Genomic DNA, 14,807 nt, shown 5'->3' with positions numbered 1-14,807 from the left:
CCGCAATTATTGTGTGATAACGAAATAACGTTTAATTGCGCGACAATTAACCCCCTAAAATAACGCGGTTATACGGCCTCTCCCCCCTCTTTGTTTATTACTGCGACAGCAACCGGCCTATTTTTGCTTATATTCATTTTTTTTAGTTACAAAAGTAGTTTTTAACATTCTCGCAAACAATAATACCCCGCCAGTAACGTGAACCGATCAATTTGCACCCGGACGGCCTGCAATAGTTCACTTTTCGTTAAATACCCTATTAACAAAAAGGCATTATCGCTGCCTATCGGCTCACGCCGGGCGGTCGGCTTCATTATTTTCCAGGGTAACTCCCGCTAAATTCTTTCACCTGCAATGAGTAGAATTTACACACAAGAGATTTAATTCAATGAGAAAATTACTCGTCCTGATTTTCAGTCTCAGCCTGTTTGGCGTTACGCAGCAGGCGGCGGCTGAAGAGAAGAATAAAAACGTCGACGTGGTGTTGATCGGCGGCGGCATCATGAGCGCCACCTTGGGTACCTATCTGCATGAGCTGGAGCCGACCTGGACCATCGACATGTATGAGCGCATGAACGGCGTGGCGGAAGAGAGCTCCAACGGCTGGAACAACGCCGGTACCGGCCACTCCGCCTTCAGCGAAATGAACTACACGCCGGAAAAAGCCGATGGCACCATCGACATCAGCAAGGCGGTGAAGGTCAACGAGTCTTTCGAAATCTCCCGTCAGTTCTGGTCTTATCAGGTGAAAAACAATGTCCTGAAAGATCCGAAATCCTTTATTAACAGCGTGCCGCACATGAGCTTCGTGTGGGGCGACGACAACGTCAACTTCCTGCGTAAACGCTACGCGGCGCTGCAGCACAGCACCCTGTTCCGCGGCATGGAATATTCCGAAGACCCTGCGCAAATCAAACAGTGGGCGCCACTGGTGATGAACGGCCGCGATCCGGCGCAGAAAATCGCCGCGACCCGCATGCCGCTGGGTACCGACGTTAACTTCGGTGTGATCACCCACCAGTTGGTTGACGCGCTGAGCGCCAGCGACAAGTTCAAGCTGAACCTGAGCCACGAAGTGCGCGACATCAAGCGCAACGCCGATCAGACCTGGAGCGTGACCGTTGCCGATCTGAACCGCGACGGCAAAGAAACCACCGTTAACGCCAAGTTCGTGTTCATCGGCGCAGGCGGCGCGTCCCTGACCCTGCTGCAGAAATCCGGCATCCCTGAAGCCGACGGCTACGGCGGCTTCCCGGTCGGCGGCCAGTTCCTGGTCACCACCAACCCGGCGATCGCCAACCAGCACCTGGCCAAAGTGTATGGCCTGGCCAGCGTAGGTTCGCCGCCGATGTCCGTACCGCACCTGGATACCCGCATGCTGGACGGCAAGCGCGTGCTGCTGTTCGGGCCGTTCGCCACCTTCTCCAGCAAGTTCCTGAAGAACGGTTCGCTGTTCGATCTGATGCATTCGCTGAGCACCTCGAACCTGATGCCGATGACCCACGTCGGTCTGGATAACTTCGATCTGGTGAAATACCTGGTCGGCCAGCTGATGATGAACGACGACGATCGCTTCGCCGCGCTGAAAGAGTACTTCCCGGACGCCAAGCAGGCAGACTGGAAGCTGTGGACCGCAGGCCAGCGCGTGCAGATCATCAAGAAAGACGCGGATAAAGGCGGCGTGCTGCAGTTCGGCACCGAAGTCGTCAGCTCTGAAGACGGCAGCATCGCCGCTCTGCTGGGCGCTTCGCCGGGCGCTTCCACCGCTGCGCCAATCATGCTGCACCTGATGGAAACCGTGTTCAAAGACAAAGTGGCGACGCCGGAATGGCAGAGCAAGCTGAAAGAGATCATCCCGTCCTACGGCCACAAGCTGAACGGCGATATCGAGATGACCAACAAGATCCGCGGTTACACCAGCAGCGTACTGGGTCTGAACTACATTGAAGTGAAACCAGAAACTAACTGATTTTCCGTCACTTCCTACTGAAAAGGCCGCTTTATGCGGCCTTTCTTTTATCCCCCTGCCATTCAAAGAGCATTTTTGGCCACCTTTTTACCCCCGGTTTACCCTTGCGTAACGGCGCACTCACGCCTATTATCAAAGAATATACTTGGATAATTAAGCTAAGTCACTGTGACCTGAATGTCGTTTTTGCGGGAGAACTAAAACCATGGATCGCGTCAATATCATTCACGATTTACTAGACTGGATTGAAACTCATCTGGATCAGCCGCTGCTGCTGGATAACGTCGCCGCCAAGTCGGGCTACTCCAAATGGCACCTGCAGCGCATGTTCCGCAGCACTACCGGCCACGCGCTCGGCAGTTATATCCGCGAGCGGCGCCTGTCGCAGGCGGCGCAGGCGCTGCGCTCCACCCCACGCCCGATCCTGGATATCGCCCTGCAATACCATTTCGACTCTCAGCCTTCGTTCTCGCGCGCCTTCAAGAAACAGTTCGGCAAAACCCCAGCAGTGTATCGCCGCACCACCCGCTGGGACGTCGCAGAATGGCCGGCGCAGCCGATAGAAATGCAGGCCGAACCGCGCCATGATGCCCCTACGCTGCCCCGTTGGTACGCCGGCAAACCGCTGGAAGGCGTTTGCACCAGCTGGATGGGGCTGCGTTAATCAGCGCGGTATAAGGCACAAAAAAGGGTTCAGTTCGCGAGAACTGAACCCTTTCTTTATTGACCAGGCACCGAATTATTTGAAGGTGACGTCAATATTCGCCGATGCGCTGAACGGCCCCACTTTCGGGTTGGTGCTCAACCATTTCAGGCTGGCCATAAAGTTCTTTTCAACGATGGTGCCGTTGACCAGGCCCAGATCGACCGGGCTGTTCATCATGATCGGCGTATTTGGCGTCGCCGCCTGCGAGATCAAAATACCGAAGCCGCTGTCGCTGGTCGGCAGGATCACGCTGTTATCCTGCAGCGGATAAGTGCTGCTGAAGCTGGCCTGCAGCGTCTCCCCCTGGCAGTCCTGTCCGGTCGTCGGATCGGACATATTGGCGGCCACCGAGAACGGCACCTGTTTCTCGATTTTGCCCACCACCGCATTCTGACGCGGGATAGTGCCGAAGTTCACCGTCGAACCGTTGTTGGCCACCACGGTGATTTTCGGGTTGCAGGAAATAAACTGAATGTTGCCCAGCCCGGAAATGTAGGCGTTAAAGTTGCTGTTCGGCGTGCCGTTCAAGCCGCCGACGCCATCAACCTGGAATACCGAGTACGAGTTGTTGTCGTTGATCTTGCCGCCGGCCGGCGGCGCCTTGCCGGTTGCTTTAATATAGATGGCGTAAGACACGGTTACCGTCAGCGATCTGGCCGGAGACAAACAACGGCTGCCCGAACGGCGGCATTCCGTGCCGGGACCGACGTCCTGACGTGCGCCTTTAGTCGGTTTGACATCGATCCCCTGATAAGTGACACCCACTTCGATCGAATTATGGATCTGACTCATCCGGGACTGCGGATCCCAGTACAGGTAAGCATTTTCCCCTTTCGGGTTGTTCCAGTCATCCGTACATTGGAAGGTCGAGGTAAAGGTCTGCGAACGCCACAGCAACGCGCCCGGCGCGGTATTGGCGGTCGACACCTTGATGGCTTTATCCAGCACGATATCCTGGCGAATGCTGCCGTTCTGCTTACACGACAGCGCATAGCTGCTCTGCGAAAACGCGCCCAGCGTGACCAGCAGCCCAGCCGCCAACCCGAGATTCTTGTGCTTTAACAAAGAAGACATATCCTTTCCTTTTACGGTTTTCCGCAGGTCAGCGAAAGTTCCTGATAACCCATCAGCTGTTCGGTCGCCGCTTTCAATTCCGGCACCACCAGTGAGCAGCTTTCGCCCGCGTCGTTGCCCCATTTCACCAGCAGGCGATCCCCTGCGGAAGCCCCTGAAATATAAATATCGCCGTTGGTACCGACAGTACCGTTGTTCTTGCCGTCCGCACTGAAGACGTTGGCGCCAATCGGCGGTACGCTGCCGTCGGCCATCTTGCTGTGTACCAACAGGCTTTGGCCCGTGTGCGTTTCAAACTTCACGCGGGTGATTGCGCCGTAAGTCGGCACCACGTCTCTCGCCGCCATCGGGATATCCAGGCCGTTGCCGATATCTTCGGTGCGCAGCGCCACGCGGTTATGGCGGTATGGCGACGCAGAGGTCATCACCGCGTAACCGAAGCGGTCGATGGCGACACCCGGTTGGTTTTCGATACGAACGCCCTTGGCGTCTTTGGCTTCCACCAGCACAAACGTATTCTGCAGCGGCTGGGTCAACGTCACGCCGCCGGAGTGTGCGACGATGCCGCCCGCCACGCCCAACGAAGACTGCTGATAATCTTTGCTGTAGCTATAACCGGCATTGATGGTCCCCATGCTGCCCTGATAACCGACGTTGGCCGAGCTGGTTTGGCCCGAATAACGATCATGACCGCTTTGCACCGCATAGTTCAAGCGGTTGTCATCCAGCGCGGTGCCGCTCAGGCCGGCGCTGTAGGTATTGCCGCTCTGCTTGCTGTGGCCGGCGTTGAAGCTGGCGGTCATGTCCGACGAATCCTTGCTGAAGAAGCTGAACGGAATCGATACGGTCAGGTTGACGCTGCGGTCTTTATAGCCGTAGTTGCTGCGGCTGTCCTGATAGAAGACGCCATAGCTGATATTTTTATAGCTGCTGTTGAAACCGGTTTGTACGGTGCGGTCTTCGCCGGATCCGCCCCAGTAAGACTGGTTGCTGAGGTTGGCGTACAGCGTCGAATTACCGGCGATGCGCTGGTTGACAGACAGCTCAACGCGCTGGCGTTTGTTGTTGAAACGGCTGGTGTAATAGCTGCGACGGCGAGATTCCGCCCAGTCCGGCACGCCCAGGTTGCGATCGTTTTGATCGTAGTAATCGTTACGGTAATAACCGTTCTCATAGCGTTCGCGCTCGGCAACCGCATCGGAGAAATCATAATAGCCGGAGGTCGAGTAACGGTAACCGGCAATGCGGAATTCCGTCCCCCAATCGTTGAGCGACTTGGAATACAGGAAACGGAAACTCTCCCCCTGCTTGTCATCGCCGTTCACCAGGTTGGTGTCGGAATAGGACATATCAAAAGAGACAGCCCCCCAGTTCCCCAGGTTTTTACCGAGGCCCACGACCGCTGAACGGTAGTTTTCCGCCACCAGCACGCCACCGTAAGGCGTGATGTCATACGCCATACCGTGCGACAAGGTGCCTTGGACAAACTTGGGCTGATAGCGGCTGGTGCCGTCATGGTATTTACCGGCGGTCAGCTGATAGTTCCAAATCCCTTCGCGCAGCATGTTCGGCACCGAGGAGAACGGCACGACGAAAGAGGTTCTCGAACCGTTGGCTTCGATAACCGTCACGTCCAGGTTACCGCTCAGGGTGCTTGGGAAAATGTCCGTCAGCGCAAACGGCCCTGGCGGCACGTTGGTGCTGTAAATGGTATAGCCGTTCTGACGCACTTCAACGCGCGCGTTGGTCGTCGCCACACCGCGCACCACCGGCGCATAGCCGCGCTGGCTTTCCGGCAGCATGTCGTCGGCGCTGGACATCTGCACACCGCGGAACTGAATGCTGTCGAAAACATTGTTATTAGTGTTGGTCTGGCCGATCACCAGACGGCTGCGCAGAGAAACGATGTCCGTTTCCGCCCAGCTGGAAATGTTCTTCCAATGCGTACCGGCGCCCGACTGTTGGTTCAACGTCGAGTTGTTGCGCAGGCGCCAATCGCCAATATTGAGGCCATTGTTAAGGCTCAGGAAGTAATAGTCGGAAGTCTTGTCGTTCTGGTTGTTGCCGTAGCGGTTATGAGTGCCGCTAAAGTTATAGTTAACAAAGCCGGCATTGATGCCGCGATCGTAAACTTTCGGCGAAATAGCGCCTTGCGGGCGCGGGATCAGAAACACCTGCGGCACTTCCAGATCCATACGCTGTACGGCGGCGTCATAGCTCAGCTTGGCGCCGGAGATCTGTTGTGGCAATGCGTAGCATTGCGCGGCACCGGCGGTGGTCAGATCGCCGGGCAGCTTTACGCCGTAATCCTGGTAGTCCACCGCCGTCAGGCACGGCGCTACCGGAGAGTCTTTGGATTCTTTCTTGAACTCGATTTCGCGGTGATCGATACGCTGCCCGTTGAGATAGATATCAAACGGATATTTACCCGGCAGAATATCATCCCCGCTGGCCAACGACGCCACCTGGGCGATATTGTCATCGCCATGGATGAAGGAGGTGTTGAACTGCTCCTCCGCCATGGCCATCTGTGAGAATGAAAAAGGCACAGCAGAAAAATAAATTACACCATTAATCAGCTTCACCAAACGTTTTGGCGCGAGGGTTGTTATTCTTTTGTGTGCCATTTCTTTCATTCCTTGAAGTGCTTCAAATCAATTCAGTGCGACGTTTTTAATCTCGGTGTGACCGCCATAGTCGTTGATATAGGTAAACGACATAGTGTTGGCTGATTGCGCCCCCTGAGGCAGGGAGATGCGCAGGCTGTCGTGTGGCTTGACCATGTCGGCGTTCACTTTCCAGCTCTTGCCGCCGCTCTTCAGGTTCAGCACGCCCAGCGTGACGAACAGCGGGCCATCGTTAGTCACGACTAAATTGCCGCCCTGGCGCTTCCACTTCAGCGCTTCCGCCTGCTGTTGCAGGTTGGTTTTCAACGAATCCGGGCGATAGAACAGTTTGATACGGGTACGGATCGCCACCTGCAGCACGTTATCTTGCTTAGGCGTTGGCGGAATTTCCTGTACGTTGACCCAGAGCAGAGATTCTCTGTCCTGCGGCAAACCGCTGCCGGAATAGATAAAACGCAAAATGGCGTCTTTCTTGGCAGCCAGCTTCAAAATGGGTGGCGTCACCACGATCGGCAAATTCTTAGGCATCTGGCTTGCATCGCCAGTATCCAGCCAGGTTTGCACCATGTAGGTATCGTCGCTGTCATTGCTGATTGAGAGCGATGCGGATTTACTTGCACTGTTATAGATGACACGCGTCGCATCAACCTGAATGCCGGCAAAGGCATTAACAGAGAATGCGAATAAAATACCAGTCAGAATTTTTTTCATCGGAATGTCTCAACTCTCAAAATTTAGCCATCCTTGGCCAATAACTCTATCTATCCTGCCAGCGAATTATTTGTATTCGATGGTGAAGGTAGCGTTAGAGTTTGCCTGACCGGCAGTTACCAGATCCTGGAAGGATTTGTAACGAGCGCGCAGGTTGAAAGTTGCAGCGCCTGGGTTATCGCCATCAGCAGCAACGGTTACGGTAGCTGGGGTAGCCACTTCCTGAGAGATTGGCAGAGTAGAACCGTTGTTATCCAGAATTTCAACGCCAACGCCAGTCGCGCCGCCAGTTACAGCCAACAGCTCTGGGTGGCCGGCTGGGGTGTTACCGTCGAAACGCAGGGTGTAGTTACCCGCTTCACATTTCTCCAGGCTGATATCGAAAGCTTTAGCACCGCTGGTAGAACCGGCAGTTGGGAAAGCGGTGGTAGGATATTTACCCAGGTAAACTTCTTTATTCTGGTCTTTATCAACAACTTTACAGGTGGACTGTACAATTTCACCGGTGAATTTAACGTTGCCGTTTGCTGCCATTGCGTTGGAAGCAGTTGCAGACAATACCAGGGCAGCCAAAGGCAATAATACTTTTTTCATTTCCAGCTCCATAGAACAATAAAATAATCGATTCAGTGGCGGGCTTATATATATATTGCCGCCACTGAGCATACACTCAGCGATAGCACTCCCTTGCTGAAAAGGAGCGTTGCCTCGATGAACTCATTGCCGGACGAAATATAGACTAAGCATATTCTTAATGTTAAATCGTTTAAAACATTCATAAGCCCCCTCTTGATAGGAATAAACTATCGGCGGATACCTATCGATCGATGTTGACGATTCATATGAATAGGAATAATCTGTGTTTGGGAAAGCTGCAGAGTTCAAGATTTTGCATTAAGGCCTGAAAATCAGAATATTATCCCGAATATTTACACTTAGTAACATATTGCGACGTTTGGACTTTGGCACGAATTACGCGTTTAATGGTCTGTCGACACGTTTCGGCCATCCTGACGCTTTAAATAAGAAATTTACCAATAAACCTGGAGTAACTTTCTTTTTAACCATTTAAAATCAACAAGTTAAATATCAATCCAAGGATTGGGAAATGAGCGGTTCTTTCAGAGAGAAAAATAACGGCATTAATTATGTTTTTCAGCCAATGTTCGCAAAATCGGGACAATTGCTGGCCGTTGAATGTCTGTCTCGCTTTACGTTTAATAGCGAATACGCCCATTTTTCTCCTGAACAGTTCTTTCGTCACGCCGACAGCGCAACCCGGATTGAGATTTTGATGGATCAGATCAATCTGATCGATAAATACAAACACTGGTTTCATGAAAACCAAGTGATAGCCACTTTGAATGTTGACGATTATTCCCTGCAATCGCTGGCGAATACTCACTTTGCCGAAAGAATTAATGCCCTGCGCTGTATTCATTTTGAGATCAGCGAGAATTCAACCCGGCTGGTGAAAGATCGCGTGCACGGCGATCCGTCATTGAATAGTTATTCATTTTGGCTCGATGATTTTGGTTCTGGCTATGCGGGTTTTTCCGCGTTGTACAACAGCCAGTTCCGCTTCGTTAAGCTCGACCGTTTTTTGCTTTGGGACTTTATGAAAAAGTCCGGCGGCGAGGGCTTGATGCGCGCGTTACTGCGCTTCTTTTACCTTAATCATTACAAGGTAATTATCGAAGGAGTTGAAACTCCCGAACACAAGAAATGGCTGGATGAAATGCCATATTACGCACTGCAGGGAAAGCTGTGGAAGGAATCCAGCATCAAGGATTTGAATTCGCTTCTTACAGCTGAATACTTTTAACTCGGTATTGGTGTTTGCCCTATGTCTAAAAACAACGTTCTTGTGATTAGTGAGTGTAAGTACAGCTATGTTGGTCTGTCGGTGCTGCTGAAGAAACACTACGGCGCGTACGATATCCGCCTGTTTTCCGATTTCATGCATGGCGGCGCCAAAGCGGAGAAGATCACCAAGCACGATATCGCGCTGATTTTCACCTCGCAAAACCTGGAACAGAGCGTCAACGTGATAGAAAGCCTGGTGTCCCTGCACCAGCAATACAACAGCAAGACGCGCCTGCTGGTGTTCTATGACGACGAGCGCGTAGTGAAACTGTTGTCGATCCTGGGGATTTCCGTTGAGTTGGTTTCTACCCGCATTCCGCTTTATTCGCTGCAGGAAAAAATCCAGCGGCTGCTGGAAAGCAAGGAACCGGGCGGCATCCGGGTGCAGAAAACCCGCGAGCTCAGCCCGGCGGAAAGCGACGTGATCTTCAATCTGCTGCGCGGCGACAGCCTGCTGCACATTGCGGAAAAACGCGGCACGCACCCGAAAACCATCTTCTCGCAAAAATACAGCGCGATGAAAAAGCTGCGGCTGCGCAGCATGAGCACCATCTTCGTCGCCGGAAAATAAACATCTTGGCTTGTTGCGCGGCACGCCGCGCGGCAACCCCCTTCCGTCAGGTTAAATTAATGTAACAACCGGCGACAAAGCAGCAACAGACACACAACATCCTCTCCTGTTGGTTACGATTTGCACACGGATTATCCGTGAGTCATGTCGTGTGGATTAAAATAAACATCAGGAGATGTTATGAAGTCGTCCTTATTCAGCCGCTATACCTGCTTTGTGCTGAGCATCTTGCTCACCCTGGTTTTCTTGATCATGATGCACAACCATCCGTGGTTCTGGCTGCCGGCCCTGGCCTGCGGTTGCCTGATGGTGCTGGGTATCTACGATCTCACGCAGCAGCGCCACGCCATCTGCCGCAACTACCCGATCATCGGCCGCCTGCGCTTCTTCTTCGAGTTCATCCGCCCGGAACTGCGCCAGTATTTCCTCGAGCAGGATAATGAAGAGATCCCGTTTTCGCGCACCCAGCGCACGCTGGTGTATCGCCGTGCGAAAAATGAGATGGGTGACAAACCGTTCGGCACCCTGCTGGATGTGTACCAAACCGGCTATGAGTGCATCGGCCACTCCATGCGGCCGGTGGAAGCCGCCGACCCAACCAGTTTCCGCATCACCATCGGCGGCGCTGATTGCCGCCAGCCCTACTCCGCGTCGATCTTCAACATTTCGGCCATGAGCTTCGGCGCGCTCTCCGCCAACGCCATCCGCGCGCTCAACCTCGGCGCGGCCAAGGGCAACTTCTACCACGACACCGGTGAGGGCAGCATCAGCCGCTATCACCGCGAAAACAACGGCGATCTGGTGTGGGAGCTGGGCAGCGGCTATTTCGGCTGCCGCACCGCCGACGGCCATTTCGATCCGCGCCGCTTTGCCGAACAGGCGCAAAGCCCGCAGGTGAAAATGATTGAAATCAAGCTCAGCCAGGGCGCTAAACCCGGCCACGGCGGCATTCTGCCGGCGAAAAAGGTGGATGCGGAAATCGCCGCCACCCGCGGCGTGCCGGAAGGCGTGGATTGCATCTCGCCGGCTTCGCACAGCGCCTTCACCACCCCGCTGGAAATGATGCATTTCATCCAGCAGCTGCGCGAGCTGTCAGGCGGCAAGCCGGTCGGTTTCAAGCTGTGCATCGGCCACCCGTGGGAGTTCGTCGCTATCGTCAAGGCGATGCTGCACACCCGCATTCTGCCGGACTTTATCGTGGTGGACGGCAAGGAAGGCGGCACCGGCGCCGCGCCGCTCGAACTCTCCAACTATATGGGCATGCCGCTGCGCGAAGGGCTGCTGTTCGTGCATAACACGCTGGTGGGCTGCGGCCTGCGCGACCAAATCAAGATTGGCGCCAGCGGCAAGATCATCAGCGCTTTTGACATCGCCAGCGTACTGGTGCTCGGCGCCGACTGGGTGAACTCGGCGCGCGGCTTTATGTTCGCCGTCGGCTGCATCCAGTCGCAAAGCTGCCACACCAACCACTGCCCGACCGGCGTCGCGACGCAAGATCCGCTGCGGCAAAAGGCGTTGGTGGTGCCGAACAAGGCGGAGCGCGTCTATCACTTCCATCAAAATACGGTGAAAGCGCTGGCGGACATGCTGGCGGCGGCCGGCGTCAGCCGCCCGGAGCAGCTGACCTCGCACCATATGCTGCGCCGCATCACGCCGACCGAGATCAAGGTGTACGCCGATATCTATTACTACCTGGAGCCCGGCGCGCTGCTGCAGCCGGAGATCAAAAGCGAGTTCTACGCCCGCATGTGGCGCATGGCGACGCCCACCAGTTTCGATCAGGCGATCTCGCTGCCGGCGGCATGATGGGATAAGGGATAAAAGAGAGTTGCCCCCTCGCCTTGGGGAAGAGCATATGGAGAGGGGTTGCTTGCTACGGCGGCCCTCCCCCTCAACGGCGAGAGGGCGTGTCGGTTACTGCTTACGCACCGGTGCATCGCCGGCGACGTAGTAGTCGGCGGTGCTGCGCGGCAGCGGCGTGCGCTGGCGAATGCGATCGGCGATCTTCTCGGCGATCATGATGGTGGTGGCGTTCAGGTTGCCGGTGATGATCAGCGGCATGATTGATGCATCCACCACCCGCAATCCATCCATGCCGTGCACCCGGCCCTGGCCGTCGACCACCGCCATTTCGTCTTCGCCCATCTTGCACGAGCAGGACGGGTGGAAGGCGGTTTCGGCGTGCTCGCGCACGAAGGCGTCCAACTGCTCGTCGGTCTGCACCTCCGGCCCTGGGCTAATCTCGCGGCCGCGGTATTCGTCCAAGGCCGGCTGCGCCATGATTTCGCGCGTGATGCGGATAGCGTCGCGGAACTCCTGCCAATCCTGTTCGGTCGCCATGTAGTTGAACAGAATGCTCGGGTGCTGGCGCGGATCCTTCGATTTCACCTGTACCCGGCCGCGGCTCGGCGAACGCATCGAACCGACGTGCGCCTGGAAGCCGTGCTCTTTCACCGCGTTGCTGCCGTTGTAGTTAATCGCCACCGGCAGGAAGTGATACTGAATGTTCGGCCAGGCGAACTCTGCGCGGCTGCGGATGAAACCGCCGGCCTCGAACTGGTTGCTGGCGCCGATGCCGGTGCCGTTGAACAGCCACTCCGCGCCGATCTTTGGCTGGTTAAACCATTGCAACGCCGGGTACAGCGACACCGGTTTCTTGCAGGCGTACTGCAGGTACATCTCCAGGTGATCCTGCAGGTTTTCCCCCACCCCCGGGAGATCGTGCACCACGTTGATGTCCAGACTTTTCAGCAGCGCCGCCGGGCCGACGCCCGAACGCTGCAGAATTTGCGGCGAGGCGATGGCGCCAGCGCACAGCAGCACTTCGCGGCGCGCTTTGGCATGGGTCAGCTGATTGCTGTCGCCCTGCAGATAGTTGACGCCCACTGCGCGCTTGCCCTCGAACACGATATGGTCGGTCAGCGCATGGGTGACGATCTTCAGGTTTGGCCGTGAACGCGCCTGATCCAGATAACCGCGGGCGGTGCTGGCGCGGCGCCCTTTCGGCGTCACGGTGCGGTCCATCGGGCCGAATCCTTCCTGCTGGTAACCGTTCAGATCGTCGGTGCGCGGATAGCCCGCCTGTACGCCGGCTTCCACCATGGCGTGGAACAGTTCGTTGTTACCGGCCTTCGGCGTGGTGACGCTTACCGGGCCATCGCCGCCGTGGTAATCGTTCGGGCCGATATCGCGCGTTTCCGCCTTGCGGAAATACGGCAGACAGTCCAGATAGGTCCAGTCTTCCAGACCCGGCGCCTTGGCCCAGTTGTCGAAATCCATCGCGTTGCCGCGAATGTAACACATGCCGTTGATCAGGGATGAACCGCCCAGCCCTTTGCCGCGGCCGCATTCCATCCGGCGGTTGTTCATGTGCGGCTCAGGATCGGTTTCATACGCCCAGTTATAGCGGCGGCCCTGCAGCGGAAACGCCAGCGCGGCCGGCATCTGGGTACGGAAATCCATCCGGTAATCCGGGCCGCCGGCTTCCAGCAGCAGGACGCTGACGTCGGCGTCTTCGGTCAATCGGGTGGCTAACACGTTGCCGGCGGAACCGGCACCGATAATGATGTAGTCAAATTCCATTCATTATCTCCTAAATATTCATATGCCTGAATGATGCGAATGGCTTGAATTCCGCATGCTGAATATATCGAGGCAGTTTTGGATGCAAAAAAGATATATCCCCTATGGATTTCGAGTTACAGCCAGGCGGCAAGGGCGCAGAGCCCCAGGAGCTTACTCAAGTAAGTGACTGGGGTCTGCGCTCGCAGCCAACAACGCTGTAGCTTGAAAGACGACGGGGATAGTTAAAATACCGAGGCGTATTCGCCCAGCTCGACCTGCACCGATTTGATCTGGGTGTAGTGCTCCAGCGTGGTCAGGCCGTTTTCGCGGCCGACGCCGGACTGCTTATAGCCGCCGACCGGCATTTCCGCCGCCGACTCGCCCCAGGTGTTGATCCAGCAAATGCCGGCTTCCAACTGGTGGATCACGCGGTGCGCGCGGGCCAGATCGTGGGTCACCACGCCCGCGGCCAGGCCGAAGGTAGTGTCGTTGGCGCGGCGCACCACTTCCTCTTCGCTCTGGTAGCTGAGGATGCTCATCACCGGTCCGAAGATCTCTTCGCGCACGATTTCCATGTCGTCGCGGCAGTCGCTGAATACCGTCGGCGCCACATAAGCGCCCTTGCCGAATTCGCCGTGGGTGACGCGTTCGCCGCCGCACAGCAGGCGCGCGCCGCTGTTTTTGCCGCTCTCGATAAAGCGCAGCACCGATTCCATGTGCGCGAAGCTGACCAGCGGCCCGAAGTTGGTTTGCGGATCGGTCGGATCGCCGAGGCGAATGCGTTTCACGCGCTCGAGAATTTTCGCCTCAAACTGCGCCTGCAGCGCCGCCGGCACGAAGACGCGGGTGCCGTTGGTGCACACCTGGCCGGAACTGTAGAAGTTGGCCATCATGGCGATATCGGCGGCGCGATCCAGATCGGCGTCGTCGAAGATAATCAGCGGCGACTTGCCGCCCAGTTCCATGGTGACTTCCTTCAGCGTCGAACCCGACGCGTTGGCCATCACCTTCTTGCCGGTTTTCACCCCGCCGGTGAAAGAGACTTTGGCAATGCCCGGATGGTCGGTCAGGTACTGCCCCACCTCCGCGCCGCTGCCAGTCACCACGTTGAACACGCCGTCCGGCAGGCCGGCTTCGGTGTAGATTTCCGCCAGCTTCAGCGCCGTCAGCGACGTGACTTCACTCGGTTTGAAAATCATCGCATTGCCCGCCGCCAGGGCCGGCGCGGACTTCCACAGCGCGATCTGAATCGGGTAGTTCCAGGCGCCGATGCCAGCCACCACACCCAGCGGTTCGCGGCGTGTGTAGACGAACGAGGTATCGCGCAGCGGGATCTGCTCGCCTTCAATGGCCGGGATCAGGCCGGCGTAGTACTCCAGCACGTCGGCGCCGGTGACGATGTCCACCGCGGTGGTTTCCGACATCGCTTTACCGGTATCCAGCGTTTCCAGCGCCGCCAGCTCATCGTTGCGCTCGCGCAGAATATCCACCGCGCGACGCAGGATGCGCGAACGCGCCATCGCCGTCATCGCCGCCCACACCTTCTGCCCGCTGGCCGCGCTGGCCACCGCACGATCGACGTCTTCAGCGCCGGCGGACTGGACTTCAGCCAGAACTTCGCCGTTCGCCGGGTTAATGGCGTTGAAGGTTTTTCCAGCGGTGCTGTCTACATAGGCGCCATGAATATAGAGCTTCTGCAAGCCAAAACGGGACATAGGA

Annotated in this window: 11 protein-coding genes; 5 read left to right on the top strand and 6 right to left on the bottom strand. The window is 56.2% G+C overall.

Annotation, left to right across the window (positions count from 1 at the left end):
• The first annotated feature begins 388 nt into the window (after positions 1–388).
• Positions 389–1,969, top strand: coding sequence for a malate dehydrogenase (quinone) (mqo, locus tag J0F90_RS07520; RefSeq protein WP_033640904.1), 1,581 nt, complete (start codon positions 389–391; stop codon positions 1,967–1,969).
• A gap of 205 nt (positions 1,970–2,174) precedes the next feature.
• Positions 2,175–2,633: a helix-turn-helix domain-containing protein gene (locus tag J0F90_RS07515; protein WP_033640905.1), complete on the top strand. Its 459-nt coding sequence runs from the start codon at positions 2,175–2,177 to the stop codon at positions 2,631–2,633.
• A gap of 75 nt (positions 2,634–2,708) precedes the next feature.
• Here the strand turns inward: J0F90_RS07515 and J0F90_RS07510 are convergent, their stop codons facing one another.
• The 4 genes from J0F90_RS07510 to J0F90_RS07495 form a co-directional block, all read right to left on the bottom strand.
• A complete protein-coding gene (locus tag J0F90_RS07510; RefSeq protein WP_016928480.1) occupies positions 2,709–3,749 on the bottom strand; it encodes a fimbrial protein in 1,041 nt (346 codons plus the stop codon).
• A gap of 11 nt (positions 3,750–3,760) precedes the next feature.
• Positions 3,761–6,376 carry a fimbria/pilus outer membrane usher protein gene (locus J0F90_RS07505; protein WP_033640906.1) on the bottom strand — a complete coding sequence of 872 codons (2,616 nt, stop codon included), beginning with the start codon at positions 6,374–6,376 and terminating at the stop codon, positions 3,761–3,763.
• Between the two features lie 27 nt (positions 6,377–6,403).
• Positions 6,404–7,087 carry a fimbrial biogenesis chaperone gene (locus J0F90_RS07500; protein WP_016928482.1) on the bottom strand — a complete coding sequence of 228 codons (684 nt, stop codon included), beginning with the start codon at positions 7,085–7,087 and terminating at the stop codon, positions 6,404–6,406.
• A 66-nt stretch (positions 7,088–7,153) separates the two neighbouring features.
• Entirely contained in the window at positions 7,154–7,681 is a 528-nt protein-coding gene (locus J0F90_RS07495; protein ID WP_004939088.1) for a fimbrial protein, read from the bottom strand.
• Positions 7,682–8,195: 514 nt separating this feature from the next.
• Between J0F90_RS07495 and J0F90_RS07490 the strand changes: the two genes are divergently transcribed.
• The 3 genes from J0F90_RS07490 to J0F90_RS07480 all read left to right on the top strand — a co-directional run bounded on the left by J0F90_RS07490 (position 8,196) and on the right by J0F90_RS07480 (position 11,330).
• On the top strand, positions 8,196–8,912 hold the full coding sequence (locus J0F90_RS07490; RefSeq protein WP_016928483.1) for an EAL domain-containing protein: 717 nt from the start codon (positions 8,196–8,198) through the stop codon (positions 8,910–8,912).
• Positions 8,913–8,933: 21 nt separating this feature from the next.
• The gene (locus J0F90_RS07485) at positions 8,934–9,524 is read left to right on the top strand and encodes a LuxR family transcriptional regulator (RefSeq protein ID WP_004939094.1); all 591 of its coding nucleotides are present in this window, start codon (positions 8,934–8,936) and stop codon (positions 9,522–9,524) included.
• Between the two features lie 180 nt (positions 9,525–9,704).
• A complete protein-coding gene (locus tag J0F90_RS07480) occupies positions 9,705–11,330 on the top strand; it encodes an FMN-binding glutamate synthase family protein (RefSeq protein ID WP_033640907.1) in 1,626 nt (541 codons plus the stop codon).
• A 108-nt stretch (positions 11,331–11,438) separates the two neighbouring features.
• Here the strand turns inward: J0F90_RS07480 and betA are convergent, their stop codons facing one another.
• Together betA and betB are read right to left on the bottom strand one after the other, a co-directional pair.
• The gene (gene betA / locus J0F90_RS07475) at positions 11,439–13,106 is read right to left on the bottom strand and encodes a choline dehydrogenase (protein ID WP_033640908.1); all 1,668 of its coding nucleotides are present in this window, start codon (positions 13,104–13,106) and stop codon (positions 11,439–11,441) included.
• Positions 13,107–13,330: 224 nt separating this feature from the next.
• Entirely contained in the window at positions 13,331–14,803 is a 1,473-nt protein-coding gene (gene betB, locus J0F90_RS07470) for a betaine-aldehyde dehydrogenase (protein ID WP_016928486.1), read from the bottom strand.
• Positions 14,804–14,807: the final 4 nt, after the last annotated feature.

The organism is Serratia marcescens subsp. marcescens ATCC 13880, assembly GCF_017299535.1.
Taxonomy (GTDB): domain Bacteria; phylum Pseudomonadota; class Gammaproteobacteria; order Enterobacterales; family Enterobacteriaceae; genus Serratia; species Serratia marcescens.
The sequence above is the reverse complement of the archived record's forward strand: the minus strand, read 5'-3'. Positions and strand labels throughout refer to the sequence as shown.

Excerpts from the sequence above, each read along its gene's own strand:
- betB (WP_016928486.1), bottom strand. The coding sequence starts at position 14,803 with ATGTCCCGTTTTGGCTTGCAGAAGCTCTATATTCATGGCGCCTATGTA.
- betA (WP_033640908.1), bottom strand. The coding sequence starts at position 13,106 with ATGGAATTTGACTACATCATTATCGGTGCCGGTTCCGCCGGCAACGTG.
- J0F90_RS07500 (WP_016928482.1), bottom strand. The coding sequence starts at position 7,087 with ATGAAAAAAATTCTGACTGGTATTTTATTCGCATTCTCTGTTAATGCC.
- J0F90_RS07490 (WP_016928483.1), top strand. The coding sequence starts at position 8,196 with ATGAGCGGTTCTTTCAGAGAGAAAAATAACGGCATTAATTATGTTTTT.
- J0F90_RS07510 (WP_016928480.1), bottom strand. The coding sequence starts at position 3,749 with ATGTCTTCTTTGTTAAAGCACAAGAATCTCGGGTTGGCGGCTGGGCTG.
- J0F90_RS07505 (WP_033640906.1), bottom strand. The coding sequence starts at position 6,376 with ATGGCACACAAAAGAATAACAACCCTCGCGCCAAAACGTTTGGTGAAG.
- J0F90_RS07515 (WP_033640905.1), top strand. The coding sequence starts at position 2,175 with ATGGATCGCGTCAATATCATTCACGATTTACTAGACTGGATTGAAACT.
- J0F90_RS07480 (WP_033640907.1), top strand. The coding sequence starts at position 9,705 with ATGAAGTCGTCCTTATTCAGCCGCTATACCTGCTTTGTGCTGAGCATC.
- J0F90_RS07495 (WP_004939088.1), bottom strand. The coding sequence starts at position 7,681 with ATGAAAAAAGTATTATTGCCTTTGGCTGCCCTGGTATTGTCTGCAACT.
- J0F90_RS07485 (WP_004939094.1), top strand. The coding sequence starts at position 8,934 with ATGTCTAAAAACAACGTTCTTGTGATTAGTGAGTGTAAGTACAGCTAT.
- mqo (WP_033640904.1), top strand. The coding sequence starts at position 389 with ATGAGAAAATTACTCGTCCTGATTTTCAGTCTCAGCCTGTTTGGCGTT.